Genomic DNA, 24,122 nt, shown 5'->3' on the forward strand with positions numbered 1-24,122 from the left:
CTTTGTTCAACTTCTTGGCTGTAGAGGCCTGTATTTTCATGATTTTAATTGATGGCCGCTGAGAGTGTTCTGATTCTAATGAGCCAACCGGCCTATGTGCTGATCGCCAGGTCATTGGGTGATTCTATTGAAGTCTCACCTTACTCAACGTAAGCGCGTTAAACATGTGCCTGACTATTTCGTTAATGTGTGTGCTTAAAAGCAGTGGATTTGCCTGTGATCTAAATTAAATTGCGCCATACTAATTGGCGCCAAAGGGCAGAGAGGTGTCGGTCTGAAAAAAGGGCACCGACCCCGGCCGCTGTGCGGGCGCCTGACGCGACACCGTGGTTGCTGCAAAATTGCCAGCTTCGATCGCTGCCGGTTCGTGATCAATAATATTGCGAACAGGTGAATTTCCCTCTCGCACTCGACCACAGGCTTTGTTATTGAACACGTCAATCCGGCACTCAGGGCCGGTACTGCGGGTGTGGCGAAATTGGTAGACGCACCAGATTTAGGTTCTGGCGCCGCAAGGCGTGGGGGTTCAAGTCCCTCCACCCGCACCATTCACTCATTGAAGAATCGATTGGATTTTCTTGTGGCCTTTTTTGGCCCACCGCTTGTCACGCGCTTGGTTTCTGTGTTTGCCGGTAAGTGACGCGCAGTTAAACAATGCTCGAAAAACGAAAAAATCGGCTATACTCCAAGCATCAGTAGACAGGAGATTGCCATGCTTTATCCACTTGCAACGCTTGAGGCCGACAAACTCAACGCAGTTCGGGCGCTTGAACAGGAAATTGGACGTCCAGTTGTCGCGCTTGCCGCTGTTGACGCAGATACGGCCAACCTGCCGCAAGATGATCTGAAAAAGTTGCAGGCTCTTGAGGATGAGCTTGACGTCGTTCTTGTCGCGGTGCGGCCAAGTTAAGCGTTCTGAAAACCCAGATTCTTCGTCTCGGGCGCCCCGACAGGGTTTTCCTCATATTTTGAACAGGATCCCGCTGACCTGCGCGATCTTTTCACGCGCGCTCTGTAGGTCTGTTCTGTCGACAGCCGTATCGTGGAACAACTGGCTTAGGGCAAATTCCATATGAGAAAGGGCTTCGGTCGAGGACATCGGCTGTGCCTGCAAGGCCGCCCGCATCCAGATCCCGTCGATCAGTGCTGTCAGGTTGAAAGCGATCTGTTCGGCCAAGGCCGGTTCAACCATATGGCGCAGGGCGCTCATCAGGTTGCTGCGCATTCGGGAATGGATGACATTTTGTATGCGTAAATACCGGGCGTTTTGCGGCACCTCTGCGCACAGGCAAACCCAGGCGTTGCAGATTTCGTGCTGAAAAAGCGTCGGGGCGAAATTGCCGTAAATAATCGCGTAAAGCCGTTCAGCCGGTGTGGCACTATGCGCGAACAACGCGGTCACACAGCGGCGGGCCTCGGCATTGGATTCGCGCAAAACGGCCTCGAACAAAGCCTCTTTGCCGGGGAAATAGTGTTGAACGACACCTTTGGACAATCCCGCCTCTTTGGCGACCTTGTCAAAGGTCGTCCCCGCAATTCCATGAGTTTTGAGAATTTCAAACGCCGCCTCGGTCAATTGCTTGCGACGCATGTTCTTGATGGTCTGCTTTCTCATGTTAGGATCGCTTTCATGCTCAGCGTAATGCATGCGAAAGTATCATTCGGGAAGGCAAAAAACAAACACTGTTGACAAAAAACGGTCCGATGCACCAAATTACCTGCAATCGTACTATTTTTTTGAAACGGACACTAAAGGTCGAAAACGGCCAACGCACCAACGGAGGTTAACCATGAATTTCTCACGTAAACTGAGGCCCGCTTTGCTGGCCTCTGCCACGCTTATGTTAACAACAGGCGCGGCATTGGCCGAACCGATCAAGATTGCCGTCAACGAATGGACCGGCCAGCACATATCGGCCCATTTCGCCGGCGCGCTGTTCGAAGAGCTGGGCCACGAGGTCGAATATGTCACCGCCGGTGCCGTGCCGCAGCTGGCTGCGATTGCCGAAGGCAGCCTGCATTATCAGCCCGAGCTGTGGACCAACAACGTGGGCGATATCTATCCCAAGGCCGTTGAAGCCGGGGACATCATCGTTGTCGGCGGACTGGGTCTCGAGCCGCAGGAAGGCTGGATTTATCCGCCGTACATGGCCGATCTGTGCCCGGGTCTGCCTGCTTATGAGGCGCTGTATGACTGCGCGCAGGCCTTTGCCGCTGCGGACACATTCCCCGATGGCCGCCTGATCACCTATCCGGCGGACTGGGGGACCCGTTCTGCCGATCTGGTTGAACTGATCGACCTGCCGTTCAAACCAGTGCCCGGTGGTTCGGAAGGCGCGATGCTGGCCGAGCTTAAAAGTGCCGTTGCCGCCCAACAGCCAATTCTGATGATGATGTGGCAGCCGCATTGGGTGTTTGCGGATACCGAGGTTGAATGGGTCGAATGGGACACGCCACACGGCACCTGTGATGAGACCAGCCAGAAACGCGGTGAGGCCTGTGGCTTCCAGCAGGCGACCGTCGACAAGATCGTCGCTAAGGATTTCGCCTCGACCTATCCGGACGCGATGAAAATGGTCGAGCTGATGAGCCTGACCAATGACGTGCAGAACGCCCTGATTCTGGAAGTCGACCAGAACGGGCGCGAAGTGAAAGAGGTTGTGGCCGAGTGGATGGGTGCAAACCAGGACGTCTGGCAGCCTTGGGTTGAAGCCGCAAAGCAATAAACACCACTGACTCCGGTGGAGCATGTTTTCGCGTGCTCCACCTTTTTCAAGGCTGCCGAAATGACCACATCTTCCCCGACCACCACCCCGAAACTGTCCTGCAAACATGTCTGGAAGCTCTACGGCAAAGGGGCGGATCAGCATCTGAGCAACGTCGACGTCGCCGGGCAGGGGCCCGACGAGGCCAAAGTGCTTGCGCAACGCATTCGGGACGGCGGCGGTATCGTTGCCTCGACCGATGTCAGTTTTGACGTCATGCCGGGCGAGATTTTCGTGATTATGGGCCTGTCGGGCTCGGGCAAATCCACCATCGTGCGCTGCCTGTCCCGTCTGGTCGAACCCACCGCCGGAGAGATCCTGCTGGATGGTGAGGACCTTCTGAAAGTGTCCTCGAAAGAGCTGATCGACATTCGCCGTCACAAGATGGGGATGGTGTTCCAGAGCTTTGGCCTGATGCCGCATCTGAATGTTCTGGAGAACGTGGCGTTTCCGCTGAAACTGCAGGGACTGGACGACAGGGAACGTCTGGAGCGGGCCGAGCGGGTGATATCGCTGGTGGGTCTGGAAGGGCGGGAAAGTAGTTTCCCCAGCCAATTGTCCGGTGGACAGCAACAACGTGTCGGTATCGCCCGGTCGCTGGCGGTGGAGCCCGAGGTCTGGTTCCTCGATGAACCCTTCAGCGCGCTGGACCCGCTGATCCGTCGCCAAATGCAGGATGAATTCCTGCGGCTGCAGCAAGAACTGCACAAATCCATCGTCTTTATCACTCATGATTTCCTTGAGGCACTGCGCATCGCCGACCGGATGGCGATCATGAAGGATGGCGCGGTTGTCCAGATCGGCCGTCCGGTGGATCTAATCCTGAACCCGGTTGATGACTACGTCCGCGAGTTCACTAATGACGTCCCGTGGGAGTTGATCCTGACCGCAGGCGATGTGGCCTCGGACAACTCGCCGCCCGCCGGGATCAAAGAGGTTCCCGCCTCGACCAATGTGGCCGATCTACTGCCCTATCTTGCCTCACACGACAGCGGTGTCGCCGTGCGTCGTGACGACAACGCGCTGGTGCACATGACCAGCCAGAACGTGATTGCCGCATTGGCCAGCGGTGTCTCGGACGCCTCTGCGGTCAAGGACTGACGCGATGGATGCAGCTTCGAACAGATCGCTTGTGGTCTGGCTTGCGGTCACGGTGTTGGTGGCGATTTGTGTGGTTTTCGCCAAAAGCCTCGGGCCGCTGGTGACCTATCCCGATGCGCTGGTTTTGCCGGTGACCGATCCGATGAACACCGCGATGCGGTGGTTCGTTGTGACGTTCGGCTGGTTCTTCAAGGCCATTTCCTGGCTGCTGGACTGGCCAATCCTGTTGGCAAAGACGGTTCTGCACGCGGTGCCATGGGCGGCCTGGTTTGTCCTGTGGGTCTTTCTGGCCTTGCGCGCCGGGGGCAAAGGGTTGGCGATCTTTACCGCGATCAGCCTGCTTTACATGGTCACATTCGGGTTCTGGACACAGTCGATGAACTCATTTGCTCTGGTGTGTGTGTCGATCCCGATGGCGGTTGCCTTGGGCTTTGCGCTGGGAACATGGGGCTTCATGTCCGAGCGGGCCTATCGGATCATCATGCCGGTCCTCGACCTGATGCAAACGGTGCCCGCCTTTGCTTATCTTCTGCCCATCCTGCTGCTGTTCGGCTTTGGTACGACTGTGGGTCTAGTCGCCTCAATCCTGTTTGCCTTCCCGCCAATGGTGCGTAACACCATCGTCGGTTTGCGCGGTGTCCCGGATGAGGTGATCGAGTCCGGCCTGATGAGTGGCGCCACGCCGTCGCAACTGTTCTGGCGCGTGCGGGTGCCAACGGCGCAGCGGCAAGTCCTGCTGGGGGTGAACCAAACAACGATGGCGTCCCTGTCGATGGTCATCATTGCCTCGATCATCGGAGGCACCAACGATATCGGTTGGGAAGTGCTGTCGACCATGCGCAAGGCTCAGTTCGGAGAAAGCCTGCTGGCCGGGATCGTGATCGCGCTGATGGCGATGGTCCTGGACCGGATCACATGGGGATTTGCTGTACAGTCTAATTCGACGCAACGCAAAGCGACAGGCTGGATAACCTGCGCCGTTCTGTTTGGCGCGGCTTGGCTGCTGGCTCTGGTATTTTCGCCGCTCAAGGACTGGCCCGAGGCATGGGTTCTGAACCCGGCCCCGGCCATGAACGCAGGTCTGGAATGGGTCTTCGTCGAGTTCCGAACCGTGCTTGAAGCAATCAAGCGGGCGGCGCTGTTCTACCTAATGCTGCCGATCAAGATTGGTTTGGTGAAGGCCGTCAGCCCGTTCACCTGGGGCTTCGCCATGACCCCGGCTGTGACTGTTGGATACGCACTGATCGTTGCGGCGGTAGCGGGCTATTTGGCCTTCAAAGGACGGGTACTGCCAGCACTCTGGGTGATCCTGTTTGCTCTGGTCCTGTATTCGGGCCTAACCGGTCTGGCGTGGGTCGCGCTGTGCGCAATCATCATCGCACTGGCCTGGCAGGCCGGTGGCGCGAACCTCGCCCTTTGGGCGCTGGCCGGGGTCGCCTTCCTTTTGCTGACCGGGATATGGGAACCTTCGGTCATCTCGCTTTACCTTTGTGGGGTCGGGGTGCTGCTGTCCTTCCTGTTTGGCAGCGCCATCGGCATCTGGGCATCCGAGAATGATACCGTATCGCGCATTGTGCGGCCGGTGATCGACACGCTGCAAACAATGCCGCTGTTCGTGATCCTCATCCCCTTTGTTATGGTGTTCAAAATCGGAGAATTTACCGCGCTGCTGGCCATCATCGTCTATGCCATCGTTCCCGCGATCCGCTACACCGAGCACGGTTTGCGCAACCTGCCCCATGACGTGATCGAGGCAGCGACGGCCATCGGTACAACGCCTCGTCAGTTGCTGTGGCAAGTAAAGCTGCCGCTGGCGGTACCGTCGATCATGCTGGGGCTGAACCAGACGATCATGTTCGGCATTTCGATGCTGGTGATTACCGCGCTGGTGGGCACGGATGATCTGGGACAGCAGATCTATATCGGCCTGGGCGACGGTGATTTCGGGGTTGGCATGACCGCAGGGATCGGCATGGCCATCATCGCCATGATTGCCGACCGCATCACACAAGGGTTCAGCCAGCAGATCCAGGCGCGCCTTGGCGTGAAACTGGACAACGCAGTCTGACAACAAGGTAAGCCGCATGGAAACCGCAGCGCCCGAACCAACCGCCGACCTCGACCTGTGCTACATGTCAGCGACCGAAGCGCTTGCGGCGTTTCGCATGGGCCGACTGAAACCCAGCACCCTGCTGCAGGCATTGATCGAACGGATCGAGCAGGTCAATCCGGTGATCAACGCTCTGGCCGACACCTATTTCGACGAGGCGCGGCAACAGGCTCTCGCAGCCGACGCGGCTTATGAGGATGGCTCGGCCAAAGGCGCGTTGTTGGGCGTTCCGGTACTGGTGAAAGATGCACAACGGGTAAAAGGCAAGCGCACGACGCACGGATCACTGCTGCACATGGATGCTGCACCGGACGAGATGTCGGACCCGATGATCGAACGCCTGCAGGATGCTGGTGCGATCATTCTGGCCCGCACAACGGTGCCAGAGTTTTGCATCTCGGGCGTCTGCCGCAGCCTCGCGTGGGGCGATACGGTCAACCCGTTCAACCCCGACTATGGCACTGGCGGATCGTCGGGCGGGTCCGGGGCAGGGCTGGCGGCAGGTTTTGCGCCGATCGCAACCGGCACCGATATCGGCGGGTCTATCCGCATTCCGGCCAGCTGTTGCGGGGTGGTGGGGTTCAAGCCGCCCCACGGGCGAAACCCGGACGGTCCGCCTGCCAATTTTGACCGCTACAATCATTGTGGTCCGCTGGCCCGCTCGATTGCAGATCTGGCTCTGGTGCAGGACGTGGTGTCGGGCGCGCATCCGCGCGACCATGACAGCCTGCGGGAAACCGTTGTCCTATCGCGTGAGCCTGGCAGGCTGGACGGTGTCAAAATCGCCTTTTCGATGGATCTTGGTTACTGTCCCGTCGATCCGGAGGTGCGCCGCAATACTCTTACCGCGTTGGAGCACTTTCGCGCTTTGGGTGCCGAAATCACTGACGTCGATGTCCCCTGGACCCGGACCTGCGACGCGGCCGCCACCCATTGGTACAACACGATGCATTATCTCAGGCAGGCGTCCTGGGCGGCAAAGACTCACGCCGATCAACTGAACGATTACACTCTGGCCGCCGCAAAAGGCGTCGAGGCCACCACGTTGGACGATGTGTCCCGATCCTGGGAAACCCAGCACGACATGTATCAGTTCTTTGGCGCGTTGATGGAGCGGTTCGATCTGTTCCTCTGTCCGACCACAACGATACCCGCGGTCACGGCAGACCACGACGCAACCGCGAGAGATTTCGAAATCGACGGTGTTCAGGTCGATCCGGAATACGGGTGGATTCTGACGCATCATTTCAACATGCTGCACCATTGCCCGGTCCTTGCCGTCCCCAGCGGCTTTGCAACGACCGGGGTTCCGACCGGTCTTCAGATTGTTGGCCGAACCTTCGATGACCCGACTGTTTTCCGCGCCGCGCTGGCTTACGAGGCGCAGGTCGGAGGGTGGTTCGGAACCCCCAAAACGCGCCCTATGAGTTAGCGCCAGGCTCGGCGCCCCAAAAGCGCGTTACGGTATTGCTGATGACATCGTTCACGATGTTACTTCGGGGCGTTTGAACCGTCGATGGACGCCCATCTTCGACGCAATCCCCGTATAGTCTACCTTTATTTCGATCCCGGACGCAGCTTGGAATCGGCCAGAAAAGGCAGATTTGAAGGAGTGGTCACCCTTCACCAACAATGTCCGCGATGTTTCATTCAATCCAATCAACCAAACCGACCGCTTGCTGGGCGAACTGCCTGCCGTTTTCGGTACGAGAATATTCCACAACGGGCGGAACGACGCCGTGTGAGTGGCGCGTGATCAGCTTGTAAGCCACCAATTTGAACTGGACGATTGTCAGGCCAGTTACTTTGACCTCTGCAGAAAAGATTGGGTCGATCAAATTAGCAGATCGTTATGGGCTGTCGCATACCATTTCGCGATCAAGCGTTGCCAGTTTCCTTTTGGATAGCGCAGAGTCGTCCAAATTAATGCAAGAGCTTCCGACAATCCAGAACACGAGCGCCCTGTGTCAGAGGCTGGGAAGTTTAGCTTTTCAGGAGTGATTAAGCTGTTGTAGTCGCATCCAACTATTTTGTTGGCCTTTGAATTTCTGCCTTCACCGTCAAGATAGTTTGCCTCTCCTACGACGCGAGACAGCTACCCGACCTCGAAAGCAAGTAGCTATCAAATTTCGCTGGGGTCTGCCGCCTGAAGGCAGCCGTTTACCTTGCCAAAGTGACTTCGCTGAAAACTTGTGACTACGCCATTGGTTTTTTGACAAGAGTTTCAGAAGAAGAAGCCGATGGCTGAATTCAATATCCCTCGGACGCAGAGCTCTCCGTGTTGGCTCGCGATGCACTTGCTCAATCGATAAGGCGGGCGACAGAGGCAACTTGGCGCAAGGTACTGCTGCCGATGTTTCCGGAAGCAGTATTCACCTTGGCGGCAATGGTCCTTACTTGGTTGTTCGTAGATTTCGGCTTGCTTTGATAGCGTCGACTAAACAAATGGTCGAGACAGGGTCGATATGGCCGCCTGTTGTTGGGCACCTCACTAATCTTGTTCATTCTCCCGATAGCGATTCAGTCACAGGCTGCCGTCACAATCATTTCTACTTTCAATACACTACGGGCAAGCTTGGACTCTCCGCAGGCACGGGCTGGAGCGTGGCCTTCGGTCACCCAGGCATCCCAAACGGCATTCATCTCGGCAAAGTCTGCCATGTCAGCCAGCCAGATTTCGCATTTCAGAATACGGGTCTTGTCGCTGCCGGCTTTGGTCAAGAGGTCTTCGACCTTAGCCAGGATGTCGCGTGTTTGTTCAGCTACTGTTGGTGCATCCGATGTCTGGCCGCATAGGTAGGCAACGCCGTTATGTTTGACGATCCGGCTCATGCGCTGGCCGGTTTCGATCCGAGTGATGGTCATGTTTCGAGTCTTTTCTGTTAGTGGATTTTACGGTGGTTTTAGGTGGTTTCAGGGTAGATCGTTTACCAGCTCGTTTTGGTATCCGAAGAGTGCAGGCAACCCACCCGTATGCAGCATGACAACTTTCTGCCCGGGTTGAATTTCTCCTGTGTTCACCAAGTGCAACAACCCTGCGAAGGTTTTCGCTGAATAGACAGGATCAAGGAAAATTCCTTCGGTGCGCGCCATTTTCTCTAAGGCCGTACGGGTCATGCCACTTAGTTTCCCGTAGCCCGGAGGCAGTGCTTCATCCAGTACGTTGATCCCGTCTTGCAAAGGTGCTGCATCGATTTCCAGCAAATCCGCCAGTTTCTGCAGAACGGTATTCATCCGGGCCTTTTGCTTGTTGCGATCCCTGCGCACGCAGACTCCAAAGACTGTCGAGGCATTTTCTTCCAAGACTACTCCGGCCAACAGACCTCCATGTGTCGCTCCACTTCCCGAAGGAACAACGACCGCGTCGAAATCCGGCATCTGATGACACAGTTCTTGTCCCGCAACGACATAGCCCAAGGCGCCCAGGGGTGGATGGTTCAATCCCAGATGAATGACATATGGCTTGCGTCCCTGAGACTTCAATTCGTCGGCGCGCGCGTGCAACGCTGCATCTGCTCCGGCTTCATCCTCGCCTTCGGGATAGCTCATGTGTTCGGCGCCCGAGATCTTTGCCAGCAGCACATTCCCGGAGCTGTAATACTCTTCGCCCATATCCGGCACACGCTCTTCCAGTTGTAGCACGGATTGCATACCCAATTTGGCAGCAGCGGCTGCAGCAGATCGAACAAAATTGGACTGAACTGCACCAGTGATCAGAATGGTATCGGCACCTTGCTTAAGGGCATCCCCTAAGTAGAACTCAAGCTGCCGCGTTTTATTCCCACCGAACCCAAGCCCTGTCAGATCATCGCGCTTCAGCCAGAGATCTATGCCCAACTCCGAAGACAATCTATCCAACCGCTCCAAGGGGGTTGGGCCCGTCATGAGTTGGGCTCTTGGAAAACTGTCCAGACTGCTTTTTTGTGTCATCGTCGGCCCTTCGGTTTTACGCGATCGTAAATGCGCGATGAAAGAGAACACCGCAGGCTATCAAAGAAACCACGCGGATAGCTGTTGTGACGAGCGATTGTGGCAAGTACGGGCCTACGGCGCGACCGAGGAAGCTGCCGATCAGGGTAAGCGCGACGAAGCCCCACAATTGCGGCCCATAAGTGAACGCTTGCGTCTCGGACAGGCTATGCAACAGGAACGCGATGCCGTACGCCACTAGCGCAATGGGTTGAACTAACTTTGCGATCTCTTTCGCTGAGCGTCCCTTTGCAATCAATCCAAATACCATAAGTGGGCCCGGCGTCGCCGCCCAAACGGTCGCCAGCCCAGACGATCCTGAGACAATGGAAAAACCTGCTGTTCCAATTGAGTGGCGCAAAGGTAGCAAGGTCGTAAGAAACCCGATCAGCAACAGGCTGGCCGTCAGGGCCAGGACAAACACCTCGCTCAGCCAGGGGTAAACGGCGAGACCTGCAACCACTCCGGCGAGGCAACTGATGATTGCCGTGCGAATTGTCTGACGGTCGGTCTTGAGCACATGTCGATCTGTCGCGACTGCCGAAACGACGGTATTCAACAGCAGCAGCACGGGAACTGCTGTCGACGTACCAAGCAGGATCATCATTGGCGGGCCCGCAATAATGCTAAACCCGATACCAACGCCGACTTGCAACATTGCGCCAAGGCCTATGGCGACCATCAGTATGGCAAGGTCAACGGACACTTGGTTCTCCCATGTCCCGCGTAATACGGCTGAAACCTTATGTCCAAGGCATGATGCCGGCATAGGTTTCGCGCGTCGCAACGGTATGCGCCATCTGCGCCAGTGTCGTCAAATCGAAGACCGGTAGTTGCAGTTCTTGCTGAAGTCGCGCGGCATATGGCGGCAAGTCGGTACATTCCAATACCAACGACCGTATTTCCGGTGATTGATGTTTCAGGCGCCGTGCGGCCTCAAGCACTTCGGCCTCGATCAGATCGGTATCCATGCGGGTCCGCGTATTCCGCAAGATCACTTCAGCGAATTCGCTGGTGTCCTCCAACCCTTGCACCGCGACGGGAATATCAGCCGCTCCGACACCTTCGAAATGCCTCGGTGTCAGTGCTGACGCATCGGCTGTCAGTACACCCACCGGCGCGCTTGCCCCGGTCATGTGAAATGCCAAAGGCACTTGGATCAGACTGGACGCAAAGACAGGCACGGAAACGGCTGCGGCCAGTTCCTTTTGAAACAAGGCCAGAAAACCACAACTTCCTGTTATGGCCCGAACGCCCTCAGCCTCAAGCCGTTGGGCGCCCTCAATAAACGGAGCGAGCAACTCAGGCGTCGGGTTGTTCAGCAGAGTCGGGACGGTGATGCCGTCGATCATTTCGTACAGAATCGGAAATGGCAGGCTGGACGGATTCTTGATATGCCCCGGCGGTTTTGGGAAATAGCTTTCAAGGCACAAAACCCCAATTGAGGCCCCGCAGATGTTCTGACCGCCTTCATAAATTGGCATGGTGCTTAGGTCCTTTCGAATTGGAGATTTAGAAGCGGGCCAGCGAGAATGGATCCAGGTTGATATTTGGGCTGCGACCAGACACGAGGTCCGCCACAAGTTCCCCTGTCTTCGGCGCCATCATCAGGCCGTAGTGGGAATGCCCAAACGCAGTGTAGAGCCCGTCTTTGCCAGTAAGCCGCCCAATCGCGGGCAAGCTGTCAGGGAAAGAAGGACGTCGGCCCATCCAAAACTGCGCTTCGCCTGTGTTCAGATCCGGCACCAAGGATTTGGCCTGATCGGTCAGAATCTGTTCTTTTCGTGGGTCGGCAGGGGCATCGACGCTGCCGAATTCAGCCGTGCCAGCAACCCGCAGGCCGCCCTGCATCGAACTTGCGACGACCTTTGCATCCACATCCATGACCGAATTGTTCAGCACAGCTGAAGGGTTTGGGAACTCAACATGGTAACCCCGCTCGGCCACAAGGGGCACGGGTAGTCCCAGTGGTTTCAGCAGGTCGGCAGACCACACTCCGGCCGCAAGGACGACATGGTGCGCATTCAACGGGTCTTGCGATGTGGAAATTTGCCAGGCGCCATCCTCAGCACGGATCAGATTGCTGACTTCGGCACGCACAAATTCGGCCCCTTGCGCACGCGCTTTTTCGGCCAGAACAGCACCCAAACGTCCCGGAGAAGTTGCGCGCGCTTGGCCTTTGATCACGATCGCCGCTTTGAACTCCTCTGACAATGCAGGTTCCAAGCGCCGCAGTTCAGCACCATCGACACGTTCCAACTCGCCACCTTTTTCCCGGCGGATTTGATAACCAAGCTCGTCCATGTTGGCTTGGCCAGGGTTGCGGAACGCGTGGATGTAGTAGCTGTCGGCGATCAGCTGTTCGTGCCCAGTGCCTTGGAGATGTCGACGGTACAGATCAATGGACGGGCGACACAAAATTTCCATCGCATCCGAAACCTCGCGCACAGACTTTTCGCCGGACTTACCCAGAAAGCGCAACCCCCACGGGATCATCTTCGGCCAGAATGACGCCCTGACCGAAAGTGCACTTTTCGGGTCCAGCAGCATTTGGGGGAGTTTCTTCCAAATGCCCGGGACCGCCTGCGGAATGATCGACCAGGGTGACACCACGCCCGCATTGCCGAACGAGGTTTCCTGCCCCGGGTCACCCCGGTCTACAAGGCGGACCGGTATGCCCCGCTCTTGTAGAGACAGCGCGCAACAGATGCCGACGATCCCTGCGCCGATGATGGTGACTTGCTCTGTCATCGTATCAGGCCGGCGACTGGCTGCGATTGCGCGCGATCAACTGGGTGACGATAACTGGCGATGCCACGGCCAGCGCGATCAGGTCAGCGGTCAGGCTTGGCGCGACGAAGATTACGCCCGCGATTGCCATCAGAATACGCGATAGCAGGTTCAGCGGTTTCAGCCAGTAACCGACTACAGCTGCGGACAGGGCGATGACCCCGGCGATACAACTGGTCGCGGTGTAGGTGAACTCCCACAGATTGAACCCGGTTGAGGACACGAACAGCAGAACCGGGGCGTAGACAAAGGCCATCGGTGCGATCACCTTGCCCAGCCCTAGCGTAAAGGCGGACAGACCGGTTCGGAACGGGTTCGAGTTCGCAATGGCTGCTGCCGCATAAGCCGAGGTGCAGACTGGAGGTGTGATCTCGGACACCACGCCGTAATACAGCACGAACAGATGGCTTGCGATCGGCGGAACGCCCAACTGCGCCAGCGCGGGCTGCGCCACAGAAACCAACATGATGTAAAGCGCCGTGGTCGGGATGCCTGCGCCCATCAGAATGCAGACGACGGCAATGAAGACCAGCGAGATGAACAACTGCAGGTCTTCCATAGCAAACAGCTGGAAGCTGCCGAACGAAATCATGTTATAAAGGTCTGAGGCCAGATTGCCTGCGCCCTGAGTGACCATGAACCCGATACGGAAGCCAATGCCGGTTGTGTTGATCACACCGACCACGATGCCAACCGCAGCGGCGGCGGCGCCCACTGCCAGAGAGTATTTCACACCCAGTTCGACCGCCTGCAGCATCTCAGGCACTTCGATGCGTTTCTGCGGGTTGAGTGTCGCGATTACTGACAGAGCGCAAAGGATGGCGGTCATTGTCAGGTCGAACCCGCCATCCGAGAACTTCCACAACACAAAGGCCAAGAAGGCCGCAGCATAGATCAGCGTCGGCGGTTGTTTGATGCGCGACATACCGGCGATCACCGCAAGCGAGATGCCGCAGAAGGCGGACATGAACGGCGTGTAACCAGTGAACAGCACGACAAGCAGGCCTATCAACGGCACGATGTTGGCCCAGCCTTCGGCCCATACGGCCTTGAGTTGCGGCAGTTGTTCTTTCGCCAGACCCTGCAGGTTCAGCTTGCGCGCCATCAGGTGCACGACCGCGAAGACACCCACATAGTGCAGGATCGCCGGGAAGATCGCCGCGATCACGATGGTCGTGTAGGGCACCTCGAGGAACTCTGCCATGATAAAGGCCGCAGCCCCCATGATCGGCGGTGTGATCTGGCCACCGGCTGACGACGCGGCCTCAACCCCGCCTGCAAAATGGCCGGGGTATCCAAGGCGCTTCATGTTGGGAATTGTCAGCGCGCCGGTCGAAACGGTGTTGGCCACCGAAGAGCCCGAAATCGTGCCGAAGAAGGCCGAGGATACCACCGACACTTTTGCCGGACCGCCGGTATAGCGGCCCGCCAAAATCGTTGCGTTGTCGATGAAAAGCTGTCCCAACCCCGTGCGTTGCGCTATCACGCCAAACAACACGAAATGGAACACGATGGTCGAAACAACCCAAAGAGTGACGCCATAGATGCCCTCCTGCGGGAAGTACATCGACGATACGAAGGTTTTGAAATTCACACCGGGATGCTGAAGCAGACCGGGGAAATAAGGCCCAAGCAGAGCGTATGAGATGAAGACACAGATGATCAGTGGCAGCACCCATCCCAAAGTGCGGCGCGCGATGTCCAGCACCAACAGGATGATGATCACGCCCAAAACCACGTCATAGGTGTTGGGGTTGCCCATTCGAAAGGTCTGTTCTTCGATCCCCAGAAACGGAATGCCACGCCAGGCGAGGCCGACATACAGCGCCGCGATGATCCCCAGGGCCATGAAGACCAGATCATAAAGCGGGATGTTGCCAATACGGAACCGGCTGACCTTTAGCGCATAGAGGCTTTTGGCCCCGATGATCGGGATTGTTGCATAGACCAGGATGAACAGCAGAGCCAGATAGATGCCCATGTGCCAGTGGTCAGCAGGCAGACCAAACCCGGCCGTGAAAAATTCGTAAAACGCAAAGATCAGGGCGACGACGCGCAATACCTTTCCCGCGGTGGGCGTAACTTGCCGTACAGCGGCGCCTTCGTCGAATTGTTCCTCAATGGCGGCCAGTTCTTCGGCCGTCAGTTCGTGGTCATCAAGTTGCTGGGTCTCGGACATGATGGCCTCCCTGTTTCTTTGGTGCACTTTGAGAATGTGATGCCCCTTTTGGGGCATCACATCTGCAGGTCAGTTCAGTGAGTGGTGGATTAGAGAAGACCTGCTTCTTTGTAGAACTTCTCTGCCCCAGGGTGCAGCGGAACACCCAACGCCTCGACACCGTCCAGAGCCGTGTCAGGCGTGATCTGCTTGCCCTTGGCATGGCCGTTATCCAGCAGCTTGCGGGTGTTGTCGTTCCACAGGGCTTTGGTCAGCTCATATACCAGATCGTCCGACAGGTCCGAGGACACAACCAGCATCGCACTGACCGCAGGGGTCTTGGTTTCGGCGTCGATCCCTTCATAGACACCACCCGGAATGACCGAGGGGATATAGGCCGGGATGATCTCGTTGATCTTCGCCAGATCTTCGTCCGAGAAGGAATGTAGGTTCATGCCTTTGGTCGAGGACAGCTGAACCATCGCGGCAACCGGCCAACCGGCGGCATAGAAATAGGCGTCCAGCTGACCGTCGGCCAGACGCTCGGCGCTCTGGCTGTTGTTCAGTTCGGCCTCGTCCATGTTGTCACGGTTCACGCCCCAAGCATCCAGCATCTGCAGAACGGCAACCTGCGTGCCCGAACCGGCCTGCGCGATGCCAACACGCTTGCCTTCAAGATCGCTTAGATCATTGATCGTAGCACCGGCCGGCAGAACAAGGTGCAGGTCTTCGGGGAACAGATTGGCCACAATGCGCAGTTTGGGGTGCGGCTTGCCCTCGAACTTACCTTCACCCAGGTACATCGAGCGGGTGACGTCCGCCGCAGCCAGACCAGCCTCGAGCTCACCATTTTGCACGGCAGCGTTGTTGAAAACCGACGCGGTGGTCGATTGCGCAATGGCGATCAGGCCCGGAACGCCGCACTGTCCGCCTTCTTCACACGGGCGCGAGCCCGGAGGGGCAGAGATACCGTTAGCAATGGTGCCGCCGATGGGGAAGTAGGTTCCGCCTGCACCACCGGTACCAATACGGAAAAAGGTCGGATCCTGTGCCAGCGCGGGCGCGGCCAGTGCGCCCGCCAATGCAAGACCAGCCAAGCTTTTCACAAATTTCATTATCATCTCCCTTTTTGGATCGTCGGATTCGGTATGGCCGAATTTCGATCCTGTCAGCGTAATGACAAATTTCATAAAAACAAATTTGTTATATTTCACAAAACTAAGGTTTAGCTTATATATTTATCATGAACCTTACGCAGCTCACCGTTTTTCGCGAGGTGATGGAGACCGGCTCTATCTCTCAAACTGCAAAAAAGCTGAACCGGACCCAGCCCGCGATCAGCCTGGCCTTGAAGAACCTCGAAAAAAGCCTTGGCCTGACACTGTTCGAGCGAAAAGGGCGGCGATTGGTGCCTGTTCCCGAGGCGCATTACCTTTTGGCTGAAACCACAGGTATTCTGGACCGCCTTGCGACGATTTCCAGCACTATGGAGGGGCTGATCAAGGGGCATTCCGGCAGCCTAAACGTCGCTACGATGCCGGGCCCGTCCGCCTTCTTGTTCCCTCGCTTCATAAGCCAGTCAGTCGGTGAAAACCCCGAGATACGCATCACACTGTCAACGCGCAGTTCGCCTCAGATCATGGAGCTCGCGGGGACGCAGAACATAGATTTCGGCTTTGCGGATTTTGAACAATCGGCTGGGAAAGAGCCACAGTATTCCGCCGAACTGATCCGGGCAGATTGTTTTTGTGCCGTCGATCGTGACAGCCCGCTTAACTCTCGCAAGATCATATCCATTTCCGACCTGGACGGGGTCCCGATGGGGGGATTGCATGATGCGCATCCGTTCCAAAACAAAATTCGGCGAGAGTTTCAGGATGTATCCGCCACCTACAATCCAACGGTGACCTGTCAGTATTTTCTACCGTTGATACCCTTTGTGAGCTCAGGTCAGTGTTATTCAATCGTGGATCCGTTAACCGTTGCGACTGAAAGAGAGCTAAACCTCTCCAACGGAAAGATCGCTTTTTTACCTTTCGAAAAACCGCTCAGATATGAATACGCGATTCTTGAACCTAACCACCGACCACCGTCTCAATTGGCTTTGAAGATCAAAGCCGGTTGGAAAGCCGAAGTGGTAAAGATGTTGGAAGGGGTGAATGCCAAACCTGATATTGTGGAGATAGATGAAGCGAGTAACTAACAGAACTAAATAGCTTTGGCGTTGCAAAACCATATTGATGAGAGGGAATTTCCTCTTCGGATCGATTGCGGTAGGTCAACAAATGTCAGCAATTCCGTATCAAAGCTATCTGTCGCTTGCCTGCATCAAACTCCCGAATATCCCGGGTCAGCAACCAGATTGAGAGCAGTTGATGGAAATTGCTGCATGTATTTCTTCTAAACTGCGTAACCTTGGTGGGTTTCCCTCACGGGTTACATTGCCCAAGTCCCGCCCATCTATGCACGGTGCAGAGTCCTGCCATGGGTCAGGCCATTCACTTTCTCCAGGATAGCGTCTGCATCAATGCAGTGGTGGCGATAAAGATCGCCGATTGTTCCGGTCTGACCAAAATGCTCGACGCCCATGGGGATGGTCTGATGTCCAAGCACAGCTCCCAGCCAGGAAAGAGTTGCAGGATGGCCATCAATAACGGTGACCAGCTTGCAGTGGGGTGGAAGGTCGGACATCAGGGTTTCGATGTGAGAGCGTGCCGCTTGATTGCCGCGAGAACGCGCTCGTTGAGCGGCAGTCCAACCGGCATTCAGGCGATCTGCCGATGTCACGGCCAAAACACCGATATCGCGACGGCCCTCGCCAATCATACCAGCGGCTTTGATTGCCTCTGGTGCGACGGCGCCTTGATAGGCGATTACAACTTCGCAATTGGGTCCTGGTTTTCTTAACCAATAAGCCCCATCGATGGCACCTTGGCGGAACTCATCGTCGACACGTTTTCCAGGCTGTTCAATCGGGTTGGTGGTCAGGCGCAGATAGACGGACCCTCCGGTTTCATCGCGCAGCCATGTGCGCTCGTCCGGCTGCCCTTCGCCATCGCGCTGCAAGTAGTCGAAGGCCCATTTCAAAATCACTGCCAGCTCGTCGGCAAAGGCGGGTTCAAAAGCGGCCAACCCGTCCTGGCTCATCCCGATGAGCGGTGTTCCAACGGATTGGTGGGCTCCACCTTCGGGGGCCAATGTAACGCCCGATGGTGTGCCGACCAGCATGAAGCGCGCGTCCTGATAGCAGGCGTAGTTTAGCGCATCGAGACCGCGGCTTACAAAGGGGTCATAGACGGTGCCAATCGGGATCAACCGCTTGCCGAACAGGGAATGGGACAGCCCTGCAGCACCCAGAAGCAACATCAGGTTCATTTCGGCGATACCAAGTTCGATATGCTGTCCTTCCGGCGTGAATTCCCATTTCGCCGTCGAAGGGATCCGGTGCTCAATGAAGGCGTCGGATTGTTCGGAACGGGCAAACAGTTTGCGCCTGTTCACCCAGGGACCGAGGCTTGTCGTACCTGTCACATCTGGGGAGGTCGTCACTATGCGCTCGGCCAGTGGGCTGTCGCCTTTTGACAGATCATCAAGGATCTTGCCAAACGCCATCTGGGTCGAGGTCTCGCGACTGGTGTCGATCTCGATCGACGGCACATCCAGCTTGTCATCAAAATAGCGGCGCGGGCCTTTGGCAAAGAACGGGGTGCTGGCCAGAAAATCCTTGAGCGCTTTTGGGTCCTGCACTGTCGCAAGCGGCTCCCATTCTTCGCCGTTCGGCACACCCATATGTGACTGCCACGCGGCAAATTGGTTATTGTTCATCAGCCCGCCATGATTGTCCTTGTGGCCGGCAATGGGGGTGCCCCATCCTTTAACGGTGTAGGCCAGGAAGCACGTTGGGCGATCATGATCGATGGCTGCAAATGTGTGGGCCATTGTCTCGACGCAGTTGCCGCCAAGGTTTTCCATCAGGGCCGCAAGTTCCGCGTCCGTGCGTCGTTCGATCAGAGCGGTCACATCCCCCTGATCCCCCAGATCGTCCATGAGCCGCTGTCGCCAGTTCGCACCACCCATGAACGTCAAAGCGGAGTAGTCCTGGTTGGGGCAAGCGTCGATCCAATCACGCAGGCGGTTGCCGCCGGGCTCTTCAAAGGCCGCGCGTTGCAGAACCCCATATTTAACACGCACGACATCCCAACCGAACGCATCGAAGATTTTCTCGATCCGTTCAAACAGTCCTTCCCGGACGATACCGTCCAGTGACTGTCGGTTGTAATCGATGATCCACCACGTGTTTCGCAGGTCGTTCTTCCAGCCTTCCTGTAATGCCTCATAGACGTTGCCTTCATCCAGTTCGGCATCGCCTACCAGGGCCACCATGCGCCCCATCGGGGCGTCGGAGCCCCAGCTTTTGGCCTTGATGTAATCCTGAATGATCGAGGCAAACGAGGTGATCGCGACACCCAGACCCACCGACCCGGTCGAGAAATCAACGTCGTCGATATCCTTGGTCCGGCTGGGATAACTTTGCACACCCCCGAATCCGCGGAAATTCTCCATCTTCTCGCGCGTTTGATTGCCCATGAGATACTGCATCGCGTGAAAAATCGGCGAAGCATGAGGTTTGACTGCAACCCGGTCTTCGGGGCGCAAGGCCGAGAAATAGAGCGCAGTCATGATCGATACCATCGAGGCAGACGACGCCTGATGACCGCCGATCTTGATCCCATCCACCTTTGGTCGGACATGGTTGGCATGATGGATCATCCAATGCGACAACCACAGCAGGCGCTGTTCGACGATCTTCAGTTGGGTGGGATCAATGTGCATGGCGGTCTCCGGATTCAGGCGGCGCTGCGGGCAGGGTAGGGCAAGGCTTGCTCCAGGTCTGCAAGGATATCTTCGACATCCTCCAGCCCGACGGACAGACGGATCAGGCCATCGCTGATCCCATGCTCGGCCCGCTCTTCCGGGGTATACGTCGAATGGGTCATGGATGCGGGGTGCTGGATCAGGGTTTCCGCGTCGCCCAAGGACACCGCACGCTGGATCATGTTCAAGCGGTTCATGAACTCAATCCCGCCTGACAGGCCGGACTTGATTTCAAACGCTATCATGGCGCCGGGTTGGGACATCTGACGCTGCGCAACATCATGCTGGGCGAAACTCTCAAGACCGGGAAAATAAACTTCGCCGACAGCGGGATGTGCTTCGAGGAAGTCTGCGACGACCTTGGCGGTCGCACAGTGGCGATCCAGACGCAGGTTCAGTGTCTTCAGACCACGCAGGATCAGCATCGCGTTGAAAGGGGCCATTACCGCGCCGGTCATGTCCTTCATCCCAACAAAGCGGATCTCAGCAATCTGTTCGGCGGACCCGACAACCAGACCGGCAACCACATCGCCATGCCCACCGAGATATTTGGTGGCGGAGTGCAGAACGATATCTGCCCCGTGCTCGATCGGGCGGGTCAAATACGGGCTGGCATAGGTATTGTCGACGACGACTGTTGCACCGACCGAGTGCGCAATTTCGGCGCTCGCGGCGATGTCCACTAAGCGCATGTTCGGATTGGCCGGAGTTTCGAAATAGACAACGCGGGTTTTGTCAGAAATGGTCGCTTTCAGGTTCTCAGGGTCTGTCATGTCGACGTGCGTGATCGTGACTCCCCATTTTGCCAAACCGTGACGCATGAAGGCAAAGGTGCAGCCATAGAGTGTTTTGTCCACGATGACTTCGTCACCCGGCGATAGCAGGGTCCAAAGCACTGCCGTAATTGCCCCCATGCCGCTTGAGAGAGCTAGCCCGGCCTCAGCCCCTTCAAGCACGGCAATGCGTTGTTCAAGAAGGTCGCATGTGGGGTTTGAAATACGACTATAGATATGACCTTCACGCTCACCGGCGAACATCTCTCCGCCAGCTTCTGCGGTTTCAAAGGTAAACGTGGACGTCAAATGTAGCGGTGGTGTCAGAGCGCCTTCATTTTCCAGAGGGTTATATGCGTGGTGAATGGCGCGCGTGGCAAATCCGGTTGAACGAGTCATTGCAAGCTCCTGATTCATGTTGAAGTCAGTTTGCGCCTTTACTTTGGGCCAATGGTTGCGAATTATACCAACTCGAGCACTAAAATTGGCAGATTCTGCTAAGACTGAGGATGAAATGGACGCTAAGGACAGGCAGATCATTCGAGCGCTGCAGCGCGACGGGCGCATGACGAACCAGAATCTTGCCGACGAGGTGAATTTGTCTCCGTCACCGTGTTTGCGCCGGGTCAAAAACCTTGAAGCCAACGGAGTGATAAAGGGATACAGCGCCGACGTTGACGCAGCCGCGTATGGGATGGCCATTACCGTCTTTGTGCGTATTCGGTTGGAGCGGCACAATGAAACGGACGTTCAGAGCTTCGAAAAGCGTGTTCGGATGATCGATGAAGTTCTTGAATGCCACGTGCTCACCGGGGCAATGGACTATCAGTTGCGGGTTTTGGTGTCGGATCTTGAGGCTTACGAGGAGTTTATTCGCCACCGAATTCATCCGATCGGTGGGATAGCCTCGATCGACACCAGCTTTGTCTATGGAACGGTAAAAAAGACAGCTGTCTTTCCGCCCGGATAGATAGATCGCGTTAGAATGGGTCGCCCCCATACGGCTAATCACTTTAGCGGTTTGTTTTTCCTCGCCGCAATTTCCCATTGTCAGCCTCGCTATAGAAAAGACATGCAGCACGTGCTGCGTCACTTTTGAAAAGCGATGACCAAGAATCCGTATCAAGAAACCCGGAAGGCTAAATCTGTCGAAACTAGGGTGCTAGACCTGAAACCGAGCCAGACCGAGGTCGAGGCGTAGGTGGGATACGTAAGCCCGAACATGATCACGATGATCAAGCAGGGTCACTCCAAGGCGGCGCTCGATCGCGTTTCGGCATGGCAATTGCGTTAGACGCGGCCCCTGCTTTCGTCATGCAGCTCGCCCTGAAGCAGGCAATTGGGCGGACAGCGGTTGATTGGTTACTGGGAGATCGGGGATATGATGCGGACTGGTTCTGCGAAGCCTCTATAGACAAAGGGAAAAAGCCCCGCATTCCCAGGCGGAAGTCACGCGACAAACCGATCAGGTGCCACAGATCCCCAACGGTACTGCTATCAGCAATCGCGGTCGCAGCAACCGTCATTTACTGGTCATTGATCCTGACCCTAGCACGCCCAAAGCTTTGCAACGGAACCGGCAAAGATTAAAAAAGGTAAACCGATTACTGGGTTCACCACTATTTAATGATCTAGGTCAAGGTGAATCATCCTAGGGCTGTATAACTCGCTCAACCCAGAAACCCCGCTCATCACAAGATGATGGGTTGAGTCGAGACCCTAACCGGCAATCCCGGAGACCCTATGATGTTAAGAAACGTGCTTGCGATCGCCTTGGTGCTGGTTGCTCCGACAAGTGTGTTTGCGCAATCCACGGACGTGTCGGCAGTTTCTGCGGCACAGGCGGCAAACCGGATCAACATCGCGGGACGTCAGCGGATGTTGTCGCAGCGGATGGCGAAAGCGGCTTGCCTGATGGCTCAGGACATAAGCACAACCACGGCTTATGACCAACTGACCCAAGCACACAGCTTGTTCATTCGTTCAGATAGCGCGTTGCGTAAAGGGGACCCGGAATTCGGGCTGGCCCCGGAAGAATTCAGCTCTGTTCTCGAGGCGCTTGAAGAGATCGATCCGCATTGGACAATCTATCGGGACATCGTTGATGTCGGGATCGAAAACGCAGCAATCGAAAGTGCGGATCTCGAAGTCCTCGACAACGCCAGTCTCAACGTGCTCGAGTTTATGAATGCAGCGGTTTACACCACCGCGCAGGCCTATGCGTCCGCAACCCCGGAGGTTCCGCTGGGCCTTGCGATGACAATCGATGTTGCCGGGCGTCAGCGAATGTTGACACAGAAGGCTGTGAAAGAAGCCTGCCTGATGCGCGTCGCAACTGACCCCGCTGTGCAGGCCGCGCGGCTGGCGGAGACAGTGGACTTATTTGACCACTCACTCGTGGCCCTTCTGGATGGCTTTCCTGCCGCAGGCGTTATTCCTCCGTCCAACCCAGAGCTTTCCCGGAAACTACGAGAAGTGTCCGACCTTTGGGGGCCAGTGAAAGAGATCCTCGATCGCGCGGTTGCCAAAGAACAACTGACGGACCGGGATCTTGCAGCTCTTGCGAGGAAAACAGAGCCTCTTCTGCGCACGATGAACGAAGCCGTCATCATGTACAGATGACCCACACAAAACGACCTGAGACAGGCAATTCTCAGCACAAAAGGACAAAAGAATGATCAGAATGGTTCTGACCGCAACCCTCTTGGTCTGCGCAACAGTTGCGCCTCAGACCTCGACTGCACAGGACAGCACAAATGTGGATCAGGTTACACATCGTGTGAATATTGCAGGCCGTCAGCGCATGTTGACCCAGCGGATAACAAAAGCCGCCTGCCTGATGGCGCGGGATGTGGGATTCACCACGTCTTTTGACCAGATGACCCAAGCCTATGATCTGTTTTTGCAATCGGACCAGGGATTGCGCAACGGGGATTCAGATCTGGGTCTGGATGCTGAAAACAATGACACAGTCATCGGGGCGCTTGAGGCGATTGATTCACATTGGGCCGCTTACAAGGCGATCATTGAAACCGGCATAGACAACGCCACTATTGCCAATGCAGAGCTGGATGAGCTCGATGGCGCAAGCCTGCGGGTGCTGAAGTTCATGAACATCGCTGTCTATAAAATGGCACGGGCCTATGCCTCTGAAACGGAGTCGGTTTCTCTGAATCTGGCGATCACCGTTGATATCGCCGGGCGTCAGCGCATGCTGACCCAAAAGGCAGTGAAAGAGGCCTGCCTGATGCAGGCGGCGGAAGATCCGGCTGAGCAGGCGGCGCGTTTGGCCGACACGGTTGAACTCTTTGATACCTCGTTGTCCGCGCTGCAGGACGGTTTCGAGGATATCGGCGTCATTGCCCCGCCCACACCGGAAATCGCCCGAAAGCTGCGCGAAGTCGAAGAGCTGTGGAATCCGGTTAAAGGCCTGCTCGAACGTGCGGTGAACGGCGAAGTGCTGTCAGACCGCGATCTGTCCGTTCTTGCTCGCGACAGTGAGCCGCTGCTGCAGCGCATGAATGAGGCAGTTGCCCTTTACACCACGCAATCCTCTTCGAGCTGAAGGCATCCATCGGGGG

General features: G+C 56.4%; 21 protein-coding genes, 1 tRNA gene and 1 pseudogene. 12 read left to right on the forward strand and 11 right to left on the reverse strand.

Going from position 1 to position 24,122, the window contains the following annotated elements:
- Positions 1 to 463: 463 nt before the first annotated feature.
- A tRNA-Leu gene (locus tag GOX63_RS14265) sits at positions 464 to 548 on the forward strand.
- A gap of 164 nt (positions 549 to 712) precedes the next feature.
- Positions 713 to 910, forward strand: a complete 198-nt coding sequence (locus GOX63_RS14270) for a hypothetical protein (RefSeq protein ID WP_170326521.1) — start codon at positions 713 to 715, stop codon at positions 908 to 910.
- Positions 911 to 961: 51 nt separating this feature from the next.
- Here the strand turns inward: GOX63_RS14270 and betI are convergent, their stop codons facing one another.
- Positions 962 to 1,615 carry a transcriptional regulator BetI gene (gene betI / locus GOX63_RS14275; RefSeq protein WP_170326520.1) on the reverse strand — a complete coding sequence of 218 codons (654 nt, stop codon included), beginning with the start codon at positions 1,613 to 1,615 and terminating at the stop codon, positions 962 to 964.
- Between the two features lie 175 nt (positions 1,616 to 1,790).
- Here betI and GOX63_RS14280 point away from each other — a divergent pair, with 175 nt between their 5' ends.
- Genes GOX63_RS14280 through GOX63_RS14295 form a run of 4 tightly spaced genes read left to right on the forward strand, consistent with a single transcriptional unit; the run spans position 1,791 to position 7,408 of the window.
- Positions 1,791 to 2,726, forward strand: a complete 936-nt coding sequence (locus GOX63_RS14280) for an ABC transporter substrate-binding protein (RefSeq protein ID WP_170326519.1) — start codon at positions 1,791 to 1,793, stop codon at positions 2,724 to 2,726.
- 60 nt (positions 2,727 to 2,786) lie between these two features.
- Positions 2,787 to 3,866, forward strand: a complete 1,080-nt coding sequence (locus GOX63_RS14285; protein ID WP_170326518.1) for a quaternary amine ABC transporter ATP-binding protein — start codon at positions 2,787 to 2,789, stop codon at positions 3,864 to 3,866.
- A 4-nt stretch (positions 3,867 to 3,870) separates the two neighbouring features.
- A complete protein-coding gene (locus GOX63_RS14290; RefSeq protein WP_170326517.1) occupies positions 3,871 to 5,934 on the forward strand; it encodes an ABC transporter permease in 2,064 nt (687 codons plus the stop codon).
- Between the two features lie 16 nt (positions 5,935 to 5,950).
- Positions 5,951 to 7,408, forward strand: coding sequence for an amidase (locus GOX63_RS14295; protein ID WP_170546134.1), 1,458 nt, complete (start codon positions 5,951 to 5,953; stop codon positions 7,406 to 7,408).
- A gap of 214 nt (positions 7,409 to 7,622) precedes the next feature.
- Here GOX63_RS14295 and GOX63_RS14300 read toward each other — a convergent pair whose 3' ends face one another.
- Positions 7,623 to 7,814, reverse strand: a complete 192-nt coding sequence (locus GOX63_RS14300; protein WP_254435960.1) for a winged helix-turn-helix transcriptional regulator — start codon at positions 7,812 to 7,814, stop codon at positions 7,623 to 7,625.
- On the opposite strand from GOX63_RS14300, the gene GOX63_RS24125 reads away from it, so the two are divergent.
- Positions 7,783 to 7,977 (forward strand): hypothetical protein, encoded by a 195-nt coding sequence (locus GOX63_RS24125; protein ID WP_170546140.1) that lies wholly within the window; start codon positions 7,783 to 7,785, stop codon positions 7,975 to 7,977. The two genes, GOX63_RS14300 and GOX63_RS24125, sit on opposite strands and share 32 nt — an antisense overlap.
- 519 nt (positions 7,978 to 8,496) lie before the next feature.
- Here the strand turns inward: GOX63_RS24125 and GOX63_RS14310 are convergent.
- The 7 genes from GOX63_RS14310 to GOX63_RS14340 all read right to left on the reverse strand — a co-directional run bounded on the left by GOX63_RS14310 (position 8,497) and on the right by GOX63_RS14340 (position 16,008).
- Positions 8,497 to 8,841 carry a RidA family protein gene (locus GOX63_RS14310; RefSeq protein ID WP_170546143.1) on the reverse strand — a complete coding sequence of 115 codons (345 nt, stop codon included), beginning with the start codon at positions 8,839 to 8,841 and terminating at the stop codon, positions 8,497 to 8,499.
- 48 nt (positions 8,842 to 8,889) lie between these two features.
- Positions 8,890 to 9,957, reverse strand: a complete 1,068-nt coding sequence (locus GOX63_RS14315) for a D-cysteine desulfhydrase family protein (protein ID WP_367647206.1) — start codon at positions 9,955 to 9,957, stop codon at positions 8,890 to 8,892.
- Complete coding sequence (locus GOX63_RS14320) at positions 9,923 to 10,651, reverse strand: TSUP family transporter (RefSeq protein ID WP_170546146.1); 729 nt, start codon at positions 10,649 to 10,651, stop codon at positions 9,923 to 9,925. The genes GOX63_RS14315 and GOX63_RS14320 overlap by 35 nt, the downstream gene beginning before the upstream one ends.
- 37 nt (positions 10,652 to 10,688) lie before the next feature.
- Positions 10,689 to 11,429: an aspartate/glutamate racemase family protein gene (locus GOX63_RS14325; RefSeq protein WP_170326510.1), complete on the reverse strand. Its 741-nt coding sequence runs from the start codon at positions 11,427 to 11,429 to the stop codon at positions 10,689 to 10,691.
- A 28-nt stretch (positions 11,430 to 11,457) separates the two neighbouring features.
- A complete protein-coding gene (locus GOX63_RS14330; protein WP_170546150.1) occupies positions 11,458 to 12,696 on the reverse strand; it encodes an NAD(P)/FAD-dependent oxidoreductase in 1,239 nt (412 codons plus the stop codon).
- Positions 12,697 to 12,700: 4 nt separating this feature from the next.
- Positions 12,701 to 14,914 carry a TRAP transporter permease gene (locus tag GOX63_RS14335; protein WP_170326508.1) on the reverse strand — a complete coding sequence of 738 codons (2,214 nt, stop codon included), beginning with the start codon at positions 14,912 to 14,914 and terminating at the stop codon, positions 12,701 to 12,703.
- Positions 14,915 to 15,003: 89 nt separating this feature from the next.
- Positions 15,004 to 16,008, reverse strand: coding sequence for a TAXI family TRAP transporter solute-binding subunit (locus GOX63_RS14340; RefSeq protein ID WP_170326507.1), 1,005 nt, complete (start codon positions 16,006 to 16,008; stop codon positions 15,004 to 15,006).
- A gap of 128 nt (positions 16,009 to 16,136) precedes the next feature.
- Here GOX63_RS14340 and GOX63_RS14345 point away from each other — a divergent pair, with 128 nt between their 5' ends.
- Complete coding sequence (locus GOX63_RS14345) at positions 16,137 to 17,096, forward strand: LysR family transcriptional regulator (RefSeq protein ID WP_170326506.1); 960 nt, start codon at positions 16,137 to 16,139, stop codon at positions 17,094 to 17,096.
- Positions 17,097 to 17,353: 257 nt separating this feature from the next.
- Here the strand turns inward: GOX63_RS14345 and GOX63_RS14350 are convergent, their stop codons facing one another.
- Positions 17,354 to 19,726, reverse strand: coding sequence for a 1-deoxy-D-xylulose-5-phosphate synthase N-terminal domain-containing protein (locus GOX63_RS14350; protein WP_170326505.1), 2,373 nt, complete (start codon positions 19,724 to 19,726; stop codon positions 17,354 to 17,356).
- A 14-nt stretch (positions 19,727 to 19,740) separates the two neighbouring features.
- On the reverse strand, positions 19,741 to 20,940 hold the full coding sequence (locus GOX63_RS14355; RefSeq protein ID WP_170546153.1) for a methionine gamma-lyase: 1,200 nt from the start codon (positions 20,938 to 20,940) through the stop codon (positions 19,741 to 19,743).
- A 115-nt stretch (positions 20,941 to 21,055) separates the two neighbouring features.
- Here GOX63_RS14355 and GOX63_RS14360 point away from each other — a divergent pair, with 115 nt between their 5' ends.
- The 4 genes and pseudogenes from GOX63_RS14360 (at position 21,056) to GOX63_RS14370 (ending at position 24,106) form a co-directional block, all read left to right on the forward strand.
- Positions 21,056 to 21,511, forward strand: coding sequence for an Lrp/AsnC family transcriptional regulator (locus GOX63_RS14360; RefSeq protein ID WP_170326503.1), 456 nt, complete (start codon positions 21,056 to 21,058; stop codon positions 21,509 to 21,511).
- Between the two features lie 383 nt (positions 21,512 to 21,894).
- Positions 21,895 to 22,131 (forward strand): annotated as a pseudogene (locus GOX63_RS23820) (hypothetical protein); the annotation flags it as partial.
- 168 nt (positions 22,132 to 22,299) lie between these two features.
- On the forward strand, positions 22,300 to 23,163 hold the full coding sequence (locus GOX63_RS14365) for a type IV pili methyl-accepting chemotaxis transducer N-terminal domain-containing protein (protein ID WP_170546156.1): 864 nt from the start codon (positions 22,300 to 22,302) through the stop codon (positions 23,161 to 23,163).
- A 52-nt stretch (positions 23,164 to 23,215) separates the two neighbouring features.
- Positions 23,216 to 24,106 (forward strand): type IV pili methyl-accepting chemotaxis transducer N-terminal domain-containing protein, encoded by an 891-nt coding sequence (locus GOX63_RS14370; protein WP_170326501.1) that lies wholly within the window; start codon positions 23,216 to 23,218, stop codon positions 24,104 to 24,106.
- The last annotated feature ends 16 nt before the right edge of the window (positions 24,107 to 24,122 follow it).

It is taken from the genome of Ruegeria arenilitoris, assembly GCF_013031355.1.
In the GTDB taxonomy this organism is placed as follows: domain Bacteria; phylum Pseudomonadota; class Alphaproteobacteria; order Rhodobacterales; family Rhodobacteraceae; genus Ruegeria; species Ruegeria arenilitoris_C.